This is a genomic window from Marinobacter albus, from assembly GCF_030238305.1.
GTDB classification, from domain to species: domain Bacteria; phylum Pseudomonadota; class Gammaproteobacteria; order Pseudomonadales; family Oleiphilaceae; genus Marinobacter; species Marinobacter albus.
Genome location: NZ_JASSQD010000002.1, coordinates 565142 through 579570, shown reverse-complemented (window position 1 = coordinate 579570; position 14429 = coordinate 565142). Strand labels below are relative to the sequence as shown.

The 14429-nt window shown below is 60.4% G+C and carries 13 protein-coding genes; 1 reads left to right on the top strand and 12 read right to left on the bottom strand.

What is annotated here, in order from left to right:
- Window positions 1-2: 2 nt before the first annotated feature.
- From QQF73_RS14140 to QQF73_RS14120, 5 genes are all read right to left on the bottom strand, one after another.
- A complete protein-coding gene (locus QQF73_RS14140; RefSeq protein ID WP_285368599.1) occupies window positions 3-935 on the bottom strand; it encodes an ABC transporter permease in 933 nt (310 codons plus the stop codon).
- Window positions 932-1981, bottom strand: coding sequence for an ABC transporter permease (locus tag QQF73_RS14135; protein ID WP_219867865.1), 1050 nt, complete (start codon window positions 1979-1981; stop codon window positions 932-934). Before QQF73_RS14135 ends, QQF73_RS14140 begins: the two co-directional genes overlap by 4 nt.
- 76 nt (window positions 1982-2057) lie before the next feature.
- Window positions 2058-3620: an ABC transporter substrate-binding protein gene (locus tag QQF73_RS14130; RefSeq protein ID WP_285368598.1), complete on the bottom strand. Its 1563-nt coding sequence runs from the start codon at window positions 3618-3620 to the stop codon at window positions 2058-2060.
- A gap of 156 nt (window positions 3621-3776) precedes the next feature.
- Window positions 3777-4490: an LrgB family protein gene (locus tag QQF73_RS14125; RefSeq protein WP_219867863.1), complete on the bottom strand. Its 714-nt coding sequence runs from the start codon at window positions 4488-4490 to the stop codon at window positions 3777-3779.
- Window positions 4483-4848 (bottom strand): CidA/LrgA family protein, encoded by a 366-nt coding sequence (locus tag QQF73_RS14120; RefSeq protein WP_219867862.1) that lies wholly within the window; start codon window positions 4846-4848, stop codon window positions 4483-4485. Before QQF73_RS14120 ends, QQF73_RS14125 begins: the two co-directional genes overlap by 8 nt.
- A 75-nt stretch (window positions 4849-4923) precedes the next feature.
- Here QQF73_RS14120 and QQF73_RS14115 point away from each other — a divergent pair, with 75 nt between their 5' ends.
- On the top strand, window positions 4924-5460 hold the full coding sequence (locus QQF73_RS14115; protein ID WP_285368597.1) for a YaeQ family protein: 537 nt from the start codon (window positions 4924-4926) through the stop codon (window positions 5458-5460).
- 24 nt (window positions 5461-5484) lie between these two features.
- Here QQF73_RS14115 and QQF73_RS14110 read toward each other — a convergent pair whose 3' ends face one another.
- The 7 genes from QQF73_RS14110 to QQF73_RS14080 form a co-directional block, all read right to left on the bottom strand.
- Window positions 5485-6870 (bottom strand): phosphohexomutase domain-containing protein, encoded by a 1386-nt coding sequence (locus QQF73_RS14110; RefSeq protein WP_285368596.1) that lies wholly within the window; start codon window positions 6868-6870, stop codon window positions 5485-5487.
- Between the two features lie 71 nt (window positions 6871-6941).
- The gene (locus QQF73_RS14105) at window positions 6942-8432 is read right to left on the bottom strand and encodes a mannose-1-phosphate guanylyltransferase/mannose-6-phosphate isomerase (RefSeq protein ID WP_219867859.1); all 1491 of its coding nucleotides are present in this window, start codon (window positions 8430-8432) and stop codon (window positions 6942-6944) included.
- 97 nt (window positions 8433-8529) lie between these two features.
- Window positions 8530-9708, bottom strand: a complete 1179-nt coding sequence (locus tag QQF73_RS14100; protein WP_219867858.1) for an alginate lyase family protein — start codon at window positions 9706-9708, stop codon at window positions 8530-8532.
- A gap of 29 nt (window positions 9709-9737) precedes the next feature.
- Window positions 9738-11174: an alginate O-acetyltransferase AlgX-related protein gene (locus QQF73_RS14095; protein ID WP_228743379.1), complete on the bottom strand. Its 1437-nt coding sequence runs from the start codon at window positions 11172-11174 to the stop codon at window positions 9738-9740.
- A gap of 14 nt (window positions 11175-11188) precedes the next feature.
- Window positions 11189-11836, bottom strand: a complete 648-nt coding sequence (locus tag QQF73_RS14090) for an alginate O-acetyltransferase AlgF (RefSeq protein ID WP_219867857.1) — start codon at window positions 11834-11836, stop codon at window positions 11189-11191.
- Window positions 11837-11847: 11 nt separating this feature from the next.
- Entirely contained in the window at window positions 11848-12999 is a 1152-nt protein-coding gene (locus tag QQF73_RS14085; protein WP_285368592.1) for an alginate O-acetyltransferase, read from the bottom strand.
- Window positions 13000-13008: 9 nt separating this feature from the next.
- Complete coding sequence (locus tag QQF73_RS14080; RefSeq protein ID WP_219867855.1) at window positions 13009-14427, bottom strand: MBOAT family O-acyltransferase; 1419 nt, start codon at window positions 14425-14427, stop codon at window positions 13009-13011.
- Window positions 14428-14429 lie beyond the last annotated feature (2 nt).

Genomic DNA, 14429 nt, shown 5'->3' with positions numbered 1-14429 from the left:
CGTTACCCCTTGTACAGCCGTGGGTTCATGACATCCCGCAGCCAGTCACCCAACAGGTTGATGACCAGTACGAGTACCACCAGCACCAGGCCGGGAATCAGGGTGATCCACCAGGAGCCACTCTGGATGTAGTCAAAACCGGATTTGATCAGTGAGCCGAGCGAGGGCTGGGTTTCCGGCATGCCGAGGCCCAGGAACGACAGCGCCGCCTCGGAGATGATCGCGTTGGCGATCTGCACCGTGGCAATGACGAAAATCGGTGACAGGGTGTTGGGCAGAATGTGGCGGAACATGATCCGGCCGGTGCGGAAGCCCATCACCTTGGCCGCATCCACGTATTCCTTTTTCTTCTCCGCCAGCACCGAGGCCCGCACCGTCCGCGCGATCTGCGGCCACTCAGACACACCGATGATGAAGATCAGCATGTAGATGGCGATCTCGCCGAACATCAGGTTGCCGAAGCTGGCCTTGAACACCGCCCCGACAATGATCGCCACCATCAGGGTGGAGAACGACAGCTGGACGTCGGCAATGCGCATCAGGATGGAATCCACCCGGCCGCCGAGGTAGCCCGCCAGCAGGCCGAACAGGATACCCAGCGCCGCCTGCAGCAGCACGGCACCAAAACCGATCAGCAACGACACCCGGGTGCCATAGAGAATGGTGGAGAGCAGGTCCCGGCCCTGGGCGTCGGTGCCCAGGGGAAAGGCCGAATCGGAGCCGTCCAGGCCGACCGGCGGCAGCTCGGAGTTCATGATGTTGATCTGGGCCAGATCGTAGGGATCGGCCGGCGCCAGCAGCGGCGCAAAAATGGCCGCCAGCACCATCAGCACCAGCACCACGAAGCTGGCAATGGCCACCTTGTCGCGCTTGAAGCTGTACCAGAGGAAGGACTCGCGAAAGCGATCCCAGCGTGAAAGAGTCGCCGTCGTCATGCTTTCTTACCTGTCAGTTTTACCGTGGGGTTCACCAGGCCATAGATCAGGTCCACCACGGTATTGGTAATCACGAAGATCAGACCTACCACCATCAGGTAAGCCACGATCAGGGGAATGTCGCTGCGGGTAATGGCTTCGAGGAACATCAGCCCGACACCCGGCCACTGGAACACGGTCTCGGTCAGGATGGTGTAGGCCACCATGATCCCGATCTGCACACCGCCCACGGTGATCACCGGCAGCATGGTGTTCTTGAGCGCGTGCAGGAAATTGATACGCGCAGAGCTCAGACCCTTGGCCCGGGCGTACCGGATGTAGTCGCTCTGCAGCACTTCCATCATCTCGGCCCGGATCAGGCGGATGAACAACGGCAGCATGATGGACGCCAGCGAAATCGACGGCAGAACCAGATGCAGGATGCCGCCCTGGGAGAAAAAGCCGGAATTCCAGGTGCCGAACAGAGGCGTCAGTTCGTCGCCACGGCCGTAGGAGGGCAGGCCGCCTTCGGTAGACAAGGCCGCGTTCAGCCACTGACCCCAGCCGGCGTCTTCCGGGAACCAGTCCACGGTGACGCCGATGGAGAACAGCTGGATCAGTACGATGGCCGTCAGGAACACCGGGATGGAAATACCCACGGTACTGACACCCATAAAGAATTTGGACAGCCAGGCCTGGGGCCGGATGGCGGCATAGACGCCAATGGGCACCGAAAACACCAGGATAATCAGGCTGGCACCGATCACCAGTTCCAGGGTGGCCGGCAGGTGCTCAAGAATGACATCGAGGGTGGGTTTACCATAGAAATAGGAGGTGCCCAGATCGCCCTGCAGGGCATTACCGGCAAATTTCAGGTACTGCACCACCAACGGGTCGTTCAACCCCATTTCGTCACGGATCGCTTCCCTCTCCTCTTGGGAGACGGACATGCCCACCATCTGCTGAAGCGGGTCACCAAGGCCATCCTGGATGGCAAAGGCAATCACACTGATCACAAACATGACCAGCACTGCCTGGGAAATCCGCTGAACTAAAAACGCTAACATGGAAATTTACCGGATAATTCTGCAAACAAAAGACCGGCTCCGGACTGATCCGAAGCCGGTCCGCCCATAGGGGCTGTTATTCCACGACCAGGTCACCCAGGTACGGGAAGTTCATGACGTTGAGGATCGGTTCGATCTTCACGTTTTTCTTGCTGGCCCAGGCCAGGTCCTGCCAATGCAGGGGCACGAAGGCGGCCTCGTCGTACAGGCGCTGCTCGACTTCCTTCAGCATTGCAGCCCGCTTGTCCAGGTCGGTTTCGACGTTGGCTTTGTTCACCATGGCGTCGATTTCCGGGTTGCAGTAGTTACCGGCGTTGTACTGGCCGGCGCCGGTGTCGGCATCCGGACAGAACGTCAGGAACTCGAAGAAGTTGGCCGAGTCCTCGGTGTCCGCGTGCCAGCCGATCATCATCATGTCGGCCGCGCGAGCGTCATACTCGGGCCAGTACTGGGCCTTGGGCAGGGTTTTCAGGTCAACCTTGATGTTGATCCGCGCCAGCATGGCGGCAACCGCCTGGGCGATCTTGTCGTCGTTCACGTAGCGGTTGTTGGGCGCCATCATGGTGATGGTGAAACCGTCTTCGTAACCGGCCTCTTTCATCAGCTGCTGGGCCTTGGCCACGTCAAACCGGGGCGTCAGGGACTCGTTGTGACCCTGGTAGCCGTCGGGGGACATCTGGGCCGCCGGCGTGGCGAAGCCTTTCATGATCTTGGCGGCAATGCCTTCCTGGTTGATGGCGTAGGCGATGGCCTGGCGTACCTTCGGATCCTTGAAGGCTTCGACCCGGTCCTGGTTCATGTGGAACAGGATGATGCGGGTGCCGCTCATGGTCACCAGATCCGCGTTCTTGTCACGGCGGATACGCTCCAAATCGGTCGGCGGCACCGGCGCGATGAAGTCCACACCGCCGGACAGCAGCGCGGAGACACGGGTGTTGTTCTCCTTGATCGGGGTCAGCACGATCTTGCCGATGTTGCCCGGGGACTCGGTGTCCCAGTAGTCGTCAAAACGCTCGAACTCCACACGCACGCCCTGCTGACGGCCGGTGACCACGTAGGGGCCGGTACCGGACAGGTTCTCGGAGGCGAAGGAGTTACCGTGCTTGGTGATGGCACTCTTGCTCTGGCCGTTGTCGGTCTCACCAGTGTAGAACTCGCTGTCCATCGGGAAGATGTAGGTCGCGGTGTTCAGCAGCAGCGGGTAGGGCTCGCTGGTAACCAGTTCGAAGGTGTAGTCGTCAACCACCTTGAGCTCGCTGAACGGCTTGAAAATGGCCTTGAAGTCCTGGCTCTGCTTCAGACGGTCAAAAGTGAACTTGACGTCCTTGGTGGTCAGCTCGTTGCCAGAATGGAACTTCACGCCCTCGCGCAGCTTGAAGCGCATGGTGTTCTCGTCGACACGTTCCCAGCTCTTGGCCAGGCGCGGCTCGAAGCCGAGGTCCTTGGTCCAGCGCAGCAGCGGGTCAAAGGTCATGTGGCTCAACTGCAACATGCCGCCGGAGAGCTGCTCATGGATATCCAGGGTCACGGGGTCGGCGTCGTACGCCATTTTCAGTTCCTTGTTCGCCTCGGCAGACATCGCCATCGGGGCGGCGGCCAGGGCCATGGAACCAACAAAAGCTGTCAGTAGTTTTTTCATCGCGTTTTCCGTCGCTGTTTTAAGAATTTTGCGGCGCATCGGCGCACATTCGCACCAGATGACTGCGCTAAAAACTAGTCGTGGAAACCCGGAACAGCAATCGAAATTGCGACATGACCTTATTCGCGAGGTGAATGACCTTATTTGGGGCAGGTATTAAAGGTGGAAAACCAGCGGCAGTATCAGGGCCGTGAACACCCCGGTCAGTCCCATGCCGAGGGACGCAAAGGCACCGGCGGTGTGGCTGATTTCGAAGGCCCTGGCGGTGCCTACCGCGTGTCCGTTCAGGCCCAGGGCGAAACCGAGGATGCGCTCGTCGTCCACCGGCAGCAGGCCGGCCAGCAGATCAACGAACAGGGTGGCAACCACTCCGGTAATCAACAACCCGCCCATCATCAGCGGAACGGAGCCTCCGAGCTGCTCGGTGATGCCGATGGCGATCGGCGCGGTCACCGACTTCGGCGCCAGTGACGCCAGCACCTCCGGGGTCGCACCCAGCGCCCAGGCAATTACGACGGCGTAGACCGCCGCGAGCGTCGCCGCCACCGGCAAAGTGCACAGGATTGGACGCCACAAAGCCCGAATGTGGTGCATCTGCTGGTACAGCGGAATACCCAGGGCAACTGTCGCCGGCCCCAGCAAAACCGTCAGCCACCGGGCACCGTCCTGGTATCGGGCGTAATCCAGAGACAGGATGGCAATGGTTGCCGACAGCATGACAGCCGCCAGCACAACGGGCGGCAGCCATAGCGGGCGCCCCATCCGGGCGAAAACCCAGTTACCGGCGAAAAAGGCACCCAAGGTGAGGCCGATTGCCAGGGTCGGGCTCGCCGACAGCACCTCCACCAGTGACCAGAGTCGCTCAGTCATTGGCCTGGCTCCGGTTGCGGCCCTGAACCAGGAATTTCATCAGCAGCAGCGTCGTGAGGACACTCAGAAAGGTGCCAACAAGCAACGCCACCGCAACCGCCAGCCACTGTCCGCTGAACTGGTCTGCGGTGAAAAATACCCCGACGACCCCGGGCATGATCAGCAGTACCAACACCGAAATCAGCCCCTGACTGGCCGCTGCCAACGAGTCGCTGACACTGCCTTTTACCATCAGGGTCAGGGTCATCCCGATCATACCGAGCACGCCACCACTGACCGGTATCAGAAACACCAGACGCAGGGCTTCACCGAACAGGAAAAACAAAACCAGAATCAAAAAACCGCGCAACATCGGCATGTCATCATGCTCATCCGGGGGAGAATTGCACTACACTAGCGCATACTTATCGCCCCATACTATTCCGGAAGGCTCATGGCGCTCAAAGCAACAATCTTCAAGGCCACGCTCAGCATTGCCGACATGGACCGGCATTACTACGCGGACCACCATCTCACCATCGCCCAGCACCCGTCGGAAACGGACGAGCGCATGATGATCCGCCTGCTGGCCTTTGCCCTGAATGCCGATGAACACCTGGAGTTTACCAAGGGCCTGAGCACCGACGACGAACCCGAGCTGTGGCGAAAAAGCCTGAGTGACGAGATTGAACTCTGGATTGAGCTGGGGCTGCCGGAGGAAGGCCGGTTACGAAAAGCCTGCAACCGGGCGAAGCAGGTCATTCTGTACACCTACGGCGGGCGCGCCGTTCCGCTATGGTGGGAAAAGCATCACCACAAGCTGGAACGCTTTGGTAACCTGACCGTCATCGACCTGCCCCAGGAGTCAACCGCGGCACTGGCCAGCCTGGCCCAGCGCGGCATGTCACTGCAGATCACGGTGCAGGACGGTGTCGTCGGCGTGGCCGACGACACCCAACACGTTCAGGTCGAGCCGGCGCCGCTGACCTAGCGGGACGCCGCTCCGGCGCCGGGATCAGAGCGTAACCGCTTCCCGGTGACCGGGAATGGGTTCCGAGAGCTGTTCGATCTGACGCAGCAATGCCTCGGTTCGCTCCTCCATCAGCGTCTGGTCGCCGCGGCTTTCCACGTTCAGCCGGATGACCGGTTCCGTGTTCGACATCCGCAGATTGAACCGCCAGTGCTCGAACTCCATGCTCAGGCCATCAATGTGATTCACCGACATCGCGTCGCGCAGGTAAATCCCCTCGATAGCCTCGAGAACGACCGAAGGATCGTCCACGGTCCGATTGATTTCACCACTGGCCGGGAATGCCTCGATCCGGGCATCGATCAGTGACGACAGGGTCTGGCCGGACTGGCACAGTCGCTCGGCGACAAGCAACCAGGGGATCATGCCACTGTCGCAGTAGGCAAAGTCTCGGAAGTAATGATGGGCGCTCATTTCGCCGCCATACACTGCATCCTCCTCCCGCATCCGCTGCTTGATGAACGCGTGTCCGGTTTTGCTTTCCACCGCGACGCCGCGGGCGGAGGACACCAGTTCGCGGGTGTTCCAGACCAGACGGGGATCGTGGATCACCTTGCCGCCGCCAGACTTGCGCAGGAACTGATCCGCCAGCAGACCGACAATGTAGTAGCCCTCGATGAAACGCCCTTTCTCGTCGAAGAAGAAACACCGGTCGTAATCGCCGTCCCAGGCGATACCCATGGCGGCATCACTGGCGAGCACGGCCATGGACGTCGCCGAACGGTTCTCTTTCAACAGCGGATTGGGCACGCCGTTGGGAAAGGTCCCATCCGGCTTGTGATGGACCTTGTAGAATTCGAACGGCAGGTGGGGTTCGAGCGCATCGATAACTTCGCCGGCACCACCGTTACCGGCATTCACCACGATCCGCAGTGGCTTGAGGCTGGTCCGGTCAACATAGCCGAGCAGGTGTTCCACGTAGGGCCCGGTGACATCCAGACTCTTCAGGGTCCCCGGGTCTGCCGCATCCGGCAAGTCATCCTGGGCACCGTCGCGGATATCGGTCAGGCCGTTATCGGAGCTGATTGGCCGGGCACCGGGACCGACCATCTTCATGCCATTGTAATCCTTGGGATTATGGCTGGCCGTGACCATGATACCGCCGTCCAACTGGAAATGACTGGTCGCAAAATAGATTTGCTCGGTGCCGCACAACCCAATGCTGTAGACATCGGCCCCCGCAGCCATCAGGCCCTGATTCAGGGCATCGGCAATCTGTGGACTGGACAGTCGGATGTCGTAGCCCACGACCACCTTGCGGGCCCCTGTCACGGCCACGTAGGCCTTGCCAATGCGCTCTGCCATTTCGGCATTCAGTTGATCCGGCACCCGACCACGGATGTCGTAGGCTTTGAAACATTTAAAATCCACCAGATTTCTCCTCTCGGTAACCAAAGCATGGGCACGCCGACGGACCTGAGCCCGGCCCATCGGCCCGAAATTTATCCAACCCGGCTCTCCATCACCGGAATTTCCTCTTCTTCCTGGGGTTCCTGTACCGGCTCCCGCGTGTCCTGTGCCGGTTCCGTTCGTCCATACCGGTCATCAAGGCGCTCGATGTCGTCCTCTCCCAGGTAGGCACCGGACTGGACCTCGATCAATTCCAATGGAATCTTTCCGGGATTGAACAGCCGATGCACCGAACCAATCGGGATGTAGGTGGATTCGTTTTCCGATAGCAGAAAGGTTTCGTCATCCCGGGAGACTTCGGCGGTTCCGCGCACGATGATCCAATGCTCGGCCCGGTGGTGATGTTTCTGGAGCGACAGCCGTTCCCCCGGCTTCACCGTGATGCGTTTGACCTGGAAACGGTTTCCGTTGTCGATGCTGTCGTAACTGCCCCAGGGCCGGAACACTTCCCGGTGGATGCGGGTTTCCGGGCGCCCCTCCGCTTTCAGCTTCTGAACCACACCCTTGACCTCCTGGACACGGTCGCGGGGGGCGATCATCAGGGCGTCCTTGGTATCAACAACCACCAGATCGTCCACGCCCACCATGGCTACCAGCTTTTCCGGGGCATGGATCAGGCAGCCGGAGCTGTCTGCCAGGCAGGCATCGCCATACACGGCGTTTTGCTGTTCATCTTTTTCGCTGATGTCCCAGATCGACGACCAGGCCCCCACATCGCTCCAGCCGGCATCCAACGGAACCAGGGTGGCACGGGTGGTCTTTTCCATCACCGCATAGTCGATGGAATCGTCCGGGCAGTGTTCGAAGATCTCCGGCGGGATCCGGCTGAAGCCGAGGTCTTCCGACAGGCTGCGCGAAGCCAGCAGTGCCGTGTCGTAGATATCCCGGCTGTGCCGTTTCAGTTCCCGAAGGTAGGCATCGGCCCGGAACATGAACATCCCGCTGTTCCAGAAGTAGCCACCTTCGTCGAGCAACCGACGCGCGGTAGCCTCGTCCGGCTTCTCAATGAACTTCCGGACCGGTCGTGGGCCGCCCGGATCATCCTCGCGGCCTGCGGCAGAAATATAGCCGTAGCCGGTTTCCGGGCGATCCGGTGTGGTACCGAACAGGACCAGGGCGCCATCTTTGGCGACCTTCAATCCCTTCGCTATTGCTTCATGGAAGGGCTTGGTCTGGCTGATCGCATGGTCTGCGGGCAACACCAGCATAATGCTGGCGGGATCCTTCCGGGCAATCTGGATCGCCGCAAGGGCCACTGCCGGAGCGGTGTTCCGGCCAAAGGGTTCCAGCAAAATAGACTGCGGCTTCTGGCCAATGGCATCCAGCTGTTCTTTCACCAGGAAACGGTGTTCGTCATTGGCGACCACAACCGGTGCTTCCACGTCGTCTTGTGGCAGTCTGGCCAGAGTCTGCTGAAACATGCTGTCCTCATTAAGCAACGGCAGAAACTGTTTCGGATAGGCCTGACGGGAAAGCGGCCAGAGCCGCGAACCGGAACCGCCTGACAGTATGACTGGTATCATAATCCTGCTCCTTCACTTGCTTGGTTGATGCCCCGGAAACAAACTCCCGGGGGCGGGGACCGTCATGCGCGAGCACGACCATCCTTTTCTGAGTCGTTTAAAAATCGAGGCGAATTTCGCCGGGGGGAAAGGGATCCCGGCCGGTTGGCCAGCGCGGATCCACCCGATACAGAAACTCGATGTCACCGCCCAGCCGGGTGTTCTTGACCGGGCCGTACGCCGTCATGAACGCGTTCATACCGGGTAGATCGCCCCAGATTTCAGTCCAGGGACGCATCCAGGCAAGGCCCCAGGCCGTGTGCAGACCGTCGGTGATCTGCGGGTACCCGGTGATGGCTTCGATGGCGGAGGAATCGTCCAGCCCGGTCACCACATTCTGGGCCAGCGTCGCGAAGCCATTGCCATACTGCTCGTGTACCGAGACACCATTGACCTCGGCAAACACCGCAATCGCGGTGAGCGGTTGCATGGCGTAGTTGAGGTATTCCAGGGCCCGGTCCTGGCGGCTCAGTTCCTTGGGCAGGTAGCCGTCGCTGCTGATCTGGCCCATGGCTTCCTCGAACTTGCTCATGGACCAGTTCCAGTGGTCGCAATTTTCCGTGGCCACCGAGGTGGCCATCACCGCCCAGGCGGCCCAGTAATCGTGGTTATTGACCTTCCGGGGTTCACGGTCGGTGTAGTAGCCGCGAACCCCGTTGGCGACCTCGTCGAACCACGCTTCAATGCGGTTCAGCCGGTCGGTGGCCAGCGCTGAGTCGTCGGAGGACAGCTTGACCCGAAGATAGGCGTTGGCAGCGGCGGCCAGCGCCCACTTGCGCACCGCCTGACCCACGTGGTTGATCTCATCGGGCAGAAGCGCATCCGCCTGGGCCCAGGTATCAAGATTTTCCAGGACACAGTCCCGTGCGGCCGGACCGTCGCCATCCACCTGGTAGTCATCGGCACCGGCAATGACTGTTTTTTCAAAGCCCCGGATGGTCTTGGTGGCATCCAGATAAGCCTGATAGGCGTCCTCGTTGAGTTCATTGCGGGCGCTGTCGCTGCCTTCGTATTTGCTGGTGAAGCTCATGCTGCCCTGATACGGCTCAATCACTTTGCAGTCATACGAGCCGCCATCCCGGGCTTCCGGTATCTGGTAGTAGCCGATCGGTGCGCGTAAGCCGTCCTCGTAGCACTGTGCGGCCTCAACCGAGGCCACTCCCAGGGACGAGACCAGTGCCGTGGACAGTAGGACTCGTCCGGCATTTCCAACCATGTCTGTTTGTCCGATCCTCATACCAACTCCCAATTACGGGTGGGTTTGCTTCATTTGTCCTGGCGACGGCACACCTTGGCCGTCACCGTCAAGCCGTCGCTGACCTGCTCTGGTTCGAGCTCCAGATCGAGCGACATGAACAATTCGTCGTTCCAGCTCTCGCCGGCGGGCAGCTCGAACATGAACCGTCCGGTGGTTTCGACTCGGGCGCCATACTCCAGGTCCACCCGGTCCTTGCGACCAAACACATACCAGATGAAGGCATCGACCTCTTTGACGCCGGGGTCGCTGAACTGCAGTTCAACCAGGTACTCGTCGCTGGGCAGCTCCAGGAATTGGCCACCGCCGTTGTAGAGAACTTCGTTGGTGCCAGCCTTCACCGGCGTGGTTTCCTGCAGAACCGGCTGTTTTCCCTGACAACCGTCGCTCACCATCGGCACGATCTGCCGATAAAATTCAGCGCTGTCCAGGGTGTGGTAGGCGGGTATCTCCCAGATGATGATTTTGGGAGGCGACTGCCTAAAACTGTCCGACATCAGGTACTCGAACATCGAGCCATCGTAGCTGCCCCCGGCGACAGCCACGTTCAGGATTTCCACGCCGAGGAACTCCTGCAGTGAACCCGCAAAGTTGTAATCCTGCGCGCCCTTACTGTTACTGGTGCCGACCAGTGTGATCGGGGGCAGGCTCTCATCACCAAACAGGGCATTCGCCTCGCCAGCGGCGGCATCGCCGGCAAGCTCAGTGCGATACTCATCGACGTACTGGGTCGGCCAGGCTTGCCCGCAGATCCGTTCTGCGGCGTCCTGTAGTGAACCGTTTTTGCGAATCAGGCCGGTGCGCCGAGTCTCGAAGCTCTTTTGCGACAACGACTGATAGGCCGGCATCTGGCGAATGCGGTCAGCTACAATGCGCGCCGTCCGCCGGGCACCGTAGGGCGTCCAGTGGTGGTCACGCTTGAAGTAATACGCCTTCTCCCGGTCAGGCTCGTCCAGCAATGGCCCCAGGTCCGGAACCACCAGGCCCGCCTGGCGGAACTTCGCAAGCGCGTCCAGATAATTGCTGCGGGCATAGGGCCAGGAAAACTTCACTGACGAGTGCTCCGGCAGTTTGTTCGGGTGCACCAGTCCCTTGGTGGGCTGGAACACCAGAACCAGCTCGGTTCCTGTGGTCCGTTTCAGGTGACGGGCGAAGCGCTCAAGGTGCCTCAGCCCCTCCTGAGTCGGCCCGTACTGTTCCGGAAGTTCCGCCTCCGAGCGGAACAACCAGTCATCCTGACCCTGCACCAGTATGTTGAAATTCTTAAGATAACTGGTGTCGTAGGCGAACGACTGCGACGCCATGGGACACAACCGGATCTGCGAATTAACGTCGTACTGCGGGAGCTCCGCTGCCGCGACCGATGCGGTGCCGATGCCGCCAACGAACAGCGCCATGATGCGAGCGTGTCGACCCCAGCGGTGCATTACCGCACTGAACCGTGCCATTGACCCCGTCTCCCTCAAACCGAAGTGTCCACACGGTTTTCAGCCACCAATAGACGCGGGCTTCCGCCGGCATCAATCACGAAGAAGCTGAAAACCTTGCCGCGCTGAAGGTTGACCGGCGGCGTCTGGGCAACGGCCTCACCGCCCGAGAATGCACCCAGCGAAATCTTGACCGCGTTGATTTCCCGATTGCCGACACTGATCGGGTCCAGGGGATCAATCACGGCTACCTTGCCGTCAGCCGTCTTAAGGCTGATGCCACCGTCACCCGTCAGGTTGTAGAACGAGACCAGAGCCTTTCTGGGATTCTTGAAGGTTTTGTCGGACAGGATTTCCAGCTCGCCGGAATCCAGCACGACCGCCGTGTAGAAGCGGTCCTTTTCCATGGTGACCGGCGCAGCCTGGTTCCCGACACTCAGCTCATAGGTGCCGTCCGGCAGGTAGATGTAGGGACTCGCGTCCATCGGAGCGATATCCTTGATAGCCTTGCCACCAATCTCGGCCAGGGGAATGCTTCCGCTGACATCGGCATTCACCACCCGGATGAACGCGGCGCCATCCGGTGCTTCGGCGGCGTAGAGTGCGTCCTCTCCTGCCTGGGCGGCCAGGGGGACAAGCAGACTGAGCAGAACAGCAAACGCGGTTTTGATGGTTAATTGCATGGTATTTCTCCTCAATGGATTGTTTGGTGGCCCTGCTCATTTGCCTGGGCCAACAGGTTTTCCCGGCGGTCAAACCAGGCCAGCGTGTCCTTCGATTTCACAGGCTGGGCGAGGTACCGTTCGGGAAATTCCCAGACCACGAGTTCCGGAGGGTTATCCCGGAACTCGTCGGACTTGAGATAGTCGGTCATGGGTTGGAAGGGCCCCTGCCCCTCGTCCGAGACGTTGATCAGGTCCCGGCCAAGGTGGCGCTTGAGGGCACCCGGGAAATCCCAGAGTGGATTGGCGCTGTAACTGGTGCCGACCAGAACGATGTCGGCCGAGGTCTCGGCAAACAGGCTCTGCGCAGAGGTGTCTCCAGCACCTTCAACGGCCGTTGAACGCTCGGTGAGCCTGTCCGGCTCCGGCCCCAGGGATGGAAACAGCGGTTCCAGAGGCAAGTACGTGAGCAGATCACCTTCGTGGGTTCGGGTTTCACCGAGCGCCGTGACAAATCTGGTGTCGCCCCAGGATTGCCCGTCGAAAGACGCCTTGATCTCACCCGCTGCGTTGCGGGCAAACACTTCCGCGCCCTCGGGCGACCAGTGCGTGTCCGTACGCAGGAACACCTGGTTGCCCTGGTCGCGAGCCTCCGCCAGGTCCGGCATCAGATCCGGAGCCAGTATCTGCTCGGACGACATGCGGTCCAGGAAACGGCCGTACAGAGATTCCATCAGGGGTGCCGGCTCCTGATCGCCCAACTGTCCGGCGTATACGCGGGCTTTGGCGGGCACCACCAGTACCGCCACGGGCACACCTTCCGCCCGGAGGTAGTCGGCCACGGCCACAACCCGGTCGAGATTGGTCTCGACCACGGCGGAACTCTCCGCACCCGGGAACATTTCCTCGTCGGTGAACAACCAGCCCTGCTCGCCGACGGTCACACCGGGACGCCCTTCCTTGAACAGGGTGTAGTTGATCGCAGCCCAGAGATTGGTGCCCAGATCCCGAACCGGGAAGCCGTCGTCGTAGTGACTTTCAACGTCGCGCGCCAATTCTCCGGTTACCGGGTCGAGCCCCTCCTGCGCCCCGTAATCGCCGAAGGAGCGGAGCGAAAGGGCACCCAGGCCGAGCACGATCGCGATGAACACACAGGCCGTCATTTTTCTCGATGTCGCGGTCATAAGGCCCCCTCAGAACTGGAAGTAGAGAAACGGTGAGAAACTTTCCGCCGACAGTTTGAGAACCGCCAGCAAGAAGACCGGCACCAGCAACGTCGGCAACGCTGCCCGCATCCGGTTCACAAAGGCCGGATCGGGTGACCAGGGCAGCCGTTCCCTGAGGCCCATCACCAGTACCACCAGATACGCGAGTGCCAGGATCGCCAGGTTCAGTCCCCGGATTTCCTGCAGGTAGACCGCACTCAGGCTGAAGCCCTCGAAGCTGAACATCGCCTGGTAGAAGCTGAAGGCATCGCCAATGCTCGCAGCCCGGAACGTGACCCAGCCCAACATGACGAACAGGAAGGTCATGACCCAGCGACTGACCCGGAATCTACGGTCACCCGCATCAACACCCAGGACACGCTCGATGGCCAGCAACCCCCCGTGCCATGCCCCCCAGAGCAGGAACGTCCAGTTGGCGCCGTGCCAGAGACCGCCAAGCAACATGGTCAGAATCAGGTTCCGGTAGGTCCCGAAGACACCTTTGCGGTTCCCTCCCAGGGGGATGTAAAGGTAATCCCGCAGCCAGCTCGACAGGCTGATGTGCCAGCGCCGCCAGAATTCGGTAATGCTCTGACTGATGTAGGGCTGGTTGAAGTTCTCGGGAAACCGGAACCCCATCATCAGCCCGAGACCGATGGCCATGTCCGAGTACCCGGAGAAGTCAAAGTAGAGCTGCGCGGTGTACGCCAGGATCCCCAGCCAGGCGTCCGCCGTGGAAGGATCGGAGAGCGCAAAGGCACCATCAGCCAGAGGCGCGATGGAATCCGCGATGAACACCTTCTTGACGAACCCCTGCATGAAACGAGTCGCCCCCTCACCAAACTTCTCAAGGGTGTGGGTCCGGTAGGTGAACTGGTCCGCCAGATCCTTGTAACGAAGCACCGGCCCGGCGATCAGCTGGGGGAAGAGCGCAATGAATGCCGCGAAATCCACGAAGCGCCGGGTCGGCTCGGTATCTCCCCGGTACACATCCACCACGTAGGAAATGGCCTGAAAGATGTAGAAGGAAATTCCGATCGGCAGGATGATGTGCGCCAGCTCAAGCGGCTGGTATCCCAGCGACAGGAAAATCTCGTTGAGGCTGCCCACGCCGAAATTGGCGTACTTGAAGTACCCCAGCGTGGCAAGGTCTCCCGCCACCCCGACACCGACCCACTTGCGGGCCCGCGCGGTACCGATGCCGGCGCGGTGTATGCCAAGCCCGATCACATAGTTCCAGACGGTGACCGCAACAAACAGCAACAGAAAGTCCACCCGCCACCAGGCATAGAAGGCGTAACTGCCCAGCAGGATGACCAGAGAACGATGTCGGAACGGCGTCAGGTAGTACAACCCCAGAAACGCCGGCAGAAACAGGAACAGAAAGATGTTGGATGAAAAAACCATAG

Bases quoted from the DNA above. Each gene is read 5' to 3' on its own strand.
- QQF73_RS14090 (WP_219867857.1), bottom strand. From the start codon at position 11,836: ATGCAATTAACCATCAAAACCGCGTTTGCTGTTCTGCTCAGTCTGCTT.
- QQF73_RS14100 (WP_219867858.1), bottom strand. From the start codon at position 9,708: ATGAGGATCGGACAAACAGACATGGTTGGAAATGCCGGACGAGTCCTA.
- QQF73_RS14140 (WP_285368599.1), bottom strand. From the start codon at position 935: ATGACGACGGCGACTCTTTCACGCTGGGATCGCTTTCGCGAGTCCTTC.
- QQF73_RS14130 (WP_285368598.1), bottom strand. From the start codon at position 3,620: ATGAAAAAACTACTGACAGCTTTTGTTGGTTCCATGGCCCTGGCCGCC.
- QQF73_RS14135 (WP_219867865.1), bottom strand. From the start codon at position 1,981: ATGTTAGCGTTTTTAGTTCAGCGGATTTCCCAGGCAGTGCTGGTCATG.
- QQF73_RS14120 (WP_219867862.1), bottom strand. From the start codon at position 4,848: ATGCCGATGTTGCGCGGTTTTTTGATTCTGGTTTTGTTTTTCCTGTTC.
- QQF73_RS14095 (WP_228743379.1), bottom strand. From the start codon at position 11,174: ATGGCACGGTTCAGTGCGGTAATGCACCGCTGGGGTCGACACGCTCGC.
- QQF73_RS14105 (WP_219867859.1), bottom strand. From the start codon at position 8,432: ATGATACCAGTCATACTGTCAGGCGGTTCCGGTTCGCGGCTCTGGCCG.
- QQF73_RS14125 (WP_219867863.1), bottom strand. From the start codon at position 4,490: ATGACTGAGCGACTCTGGTCACTGGTGGAGGTGCTGTCGGCGAGCCCG.
- QQF73_RS14115 (WP_285368597.1), top strand. From the start codon at position 4,924: ATGGCGCTCAAAGCAACAATCTTCAAGGCCACGCTCAGCATTGCCGAC.
- QQF73_RS14085 (WP_285368592.1), bottom strand. From the start codon at position 12,999: ATGACCGCGACATCGAGAAAAATGACGGCCTGTGTGTTCATCGCGATC.
- QQF73_RS14080 (WP_219867855.1), bottom strand. From the start codon at position 14,427: ATGGTTTTTTCATCCAACATCTTTCTGTTCCTGTTTCTGCCGGCGTTT.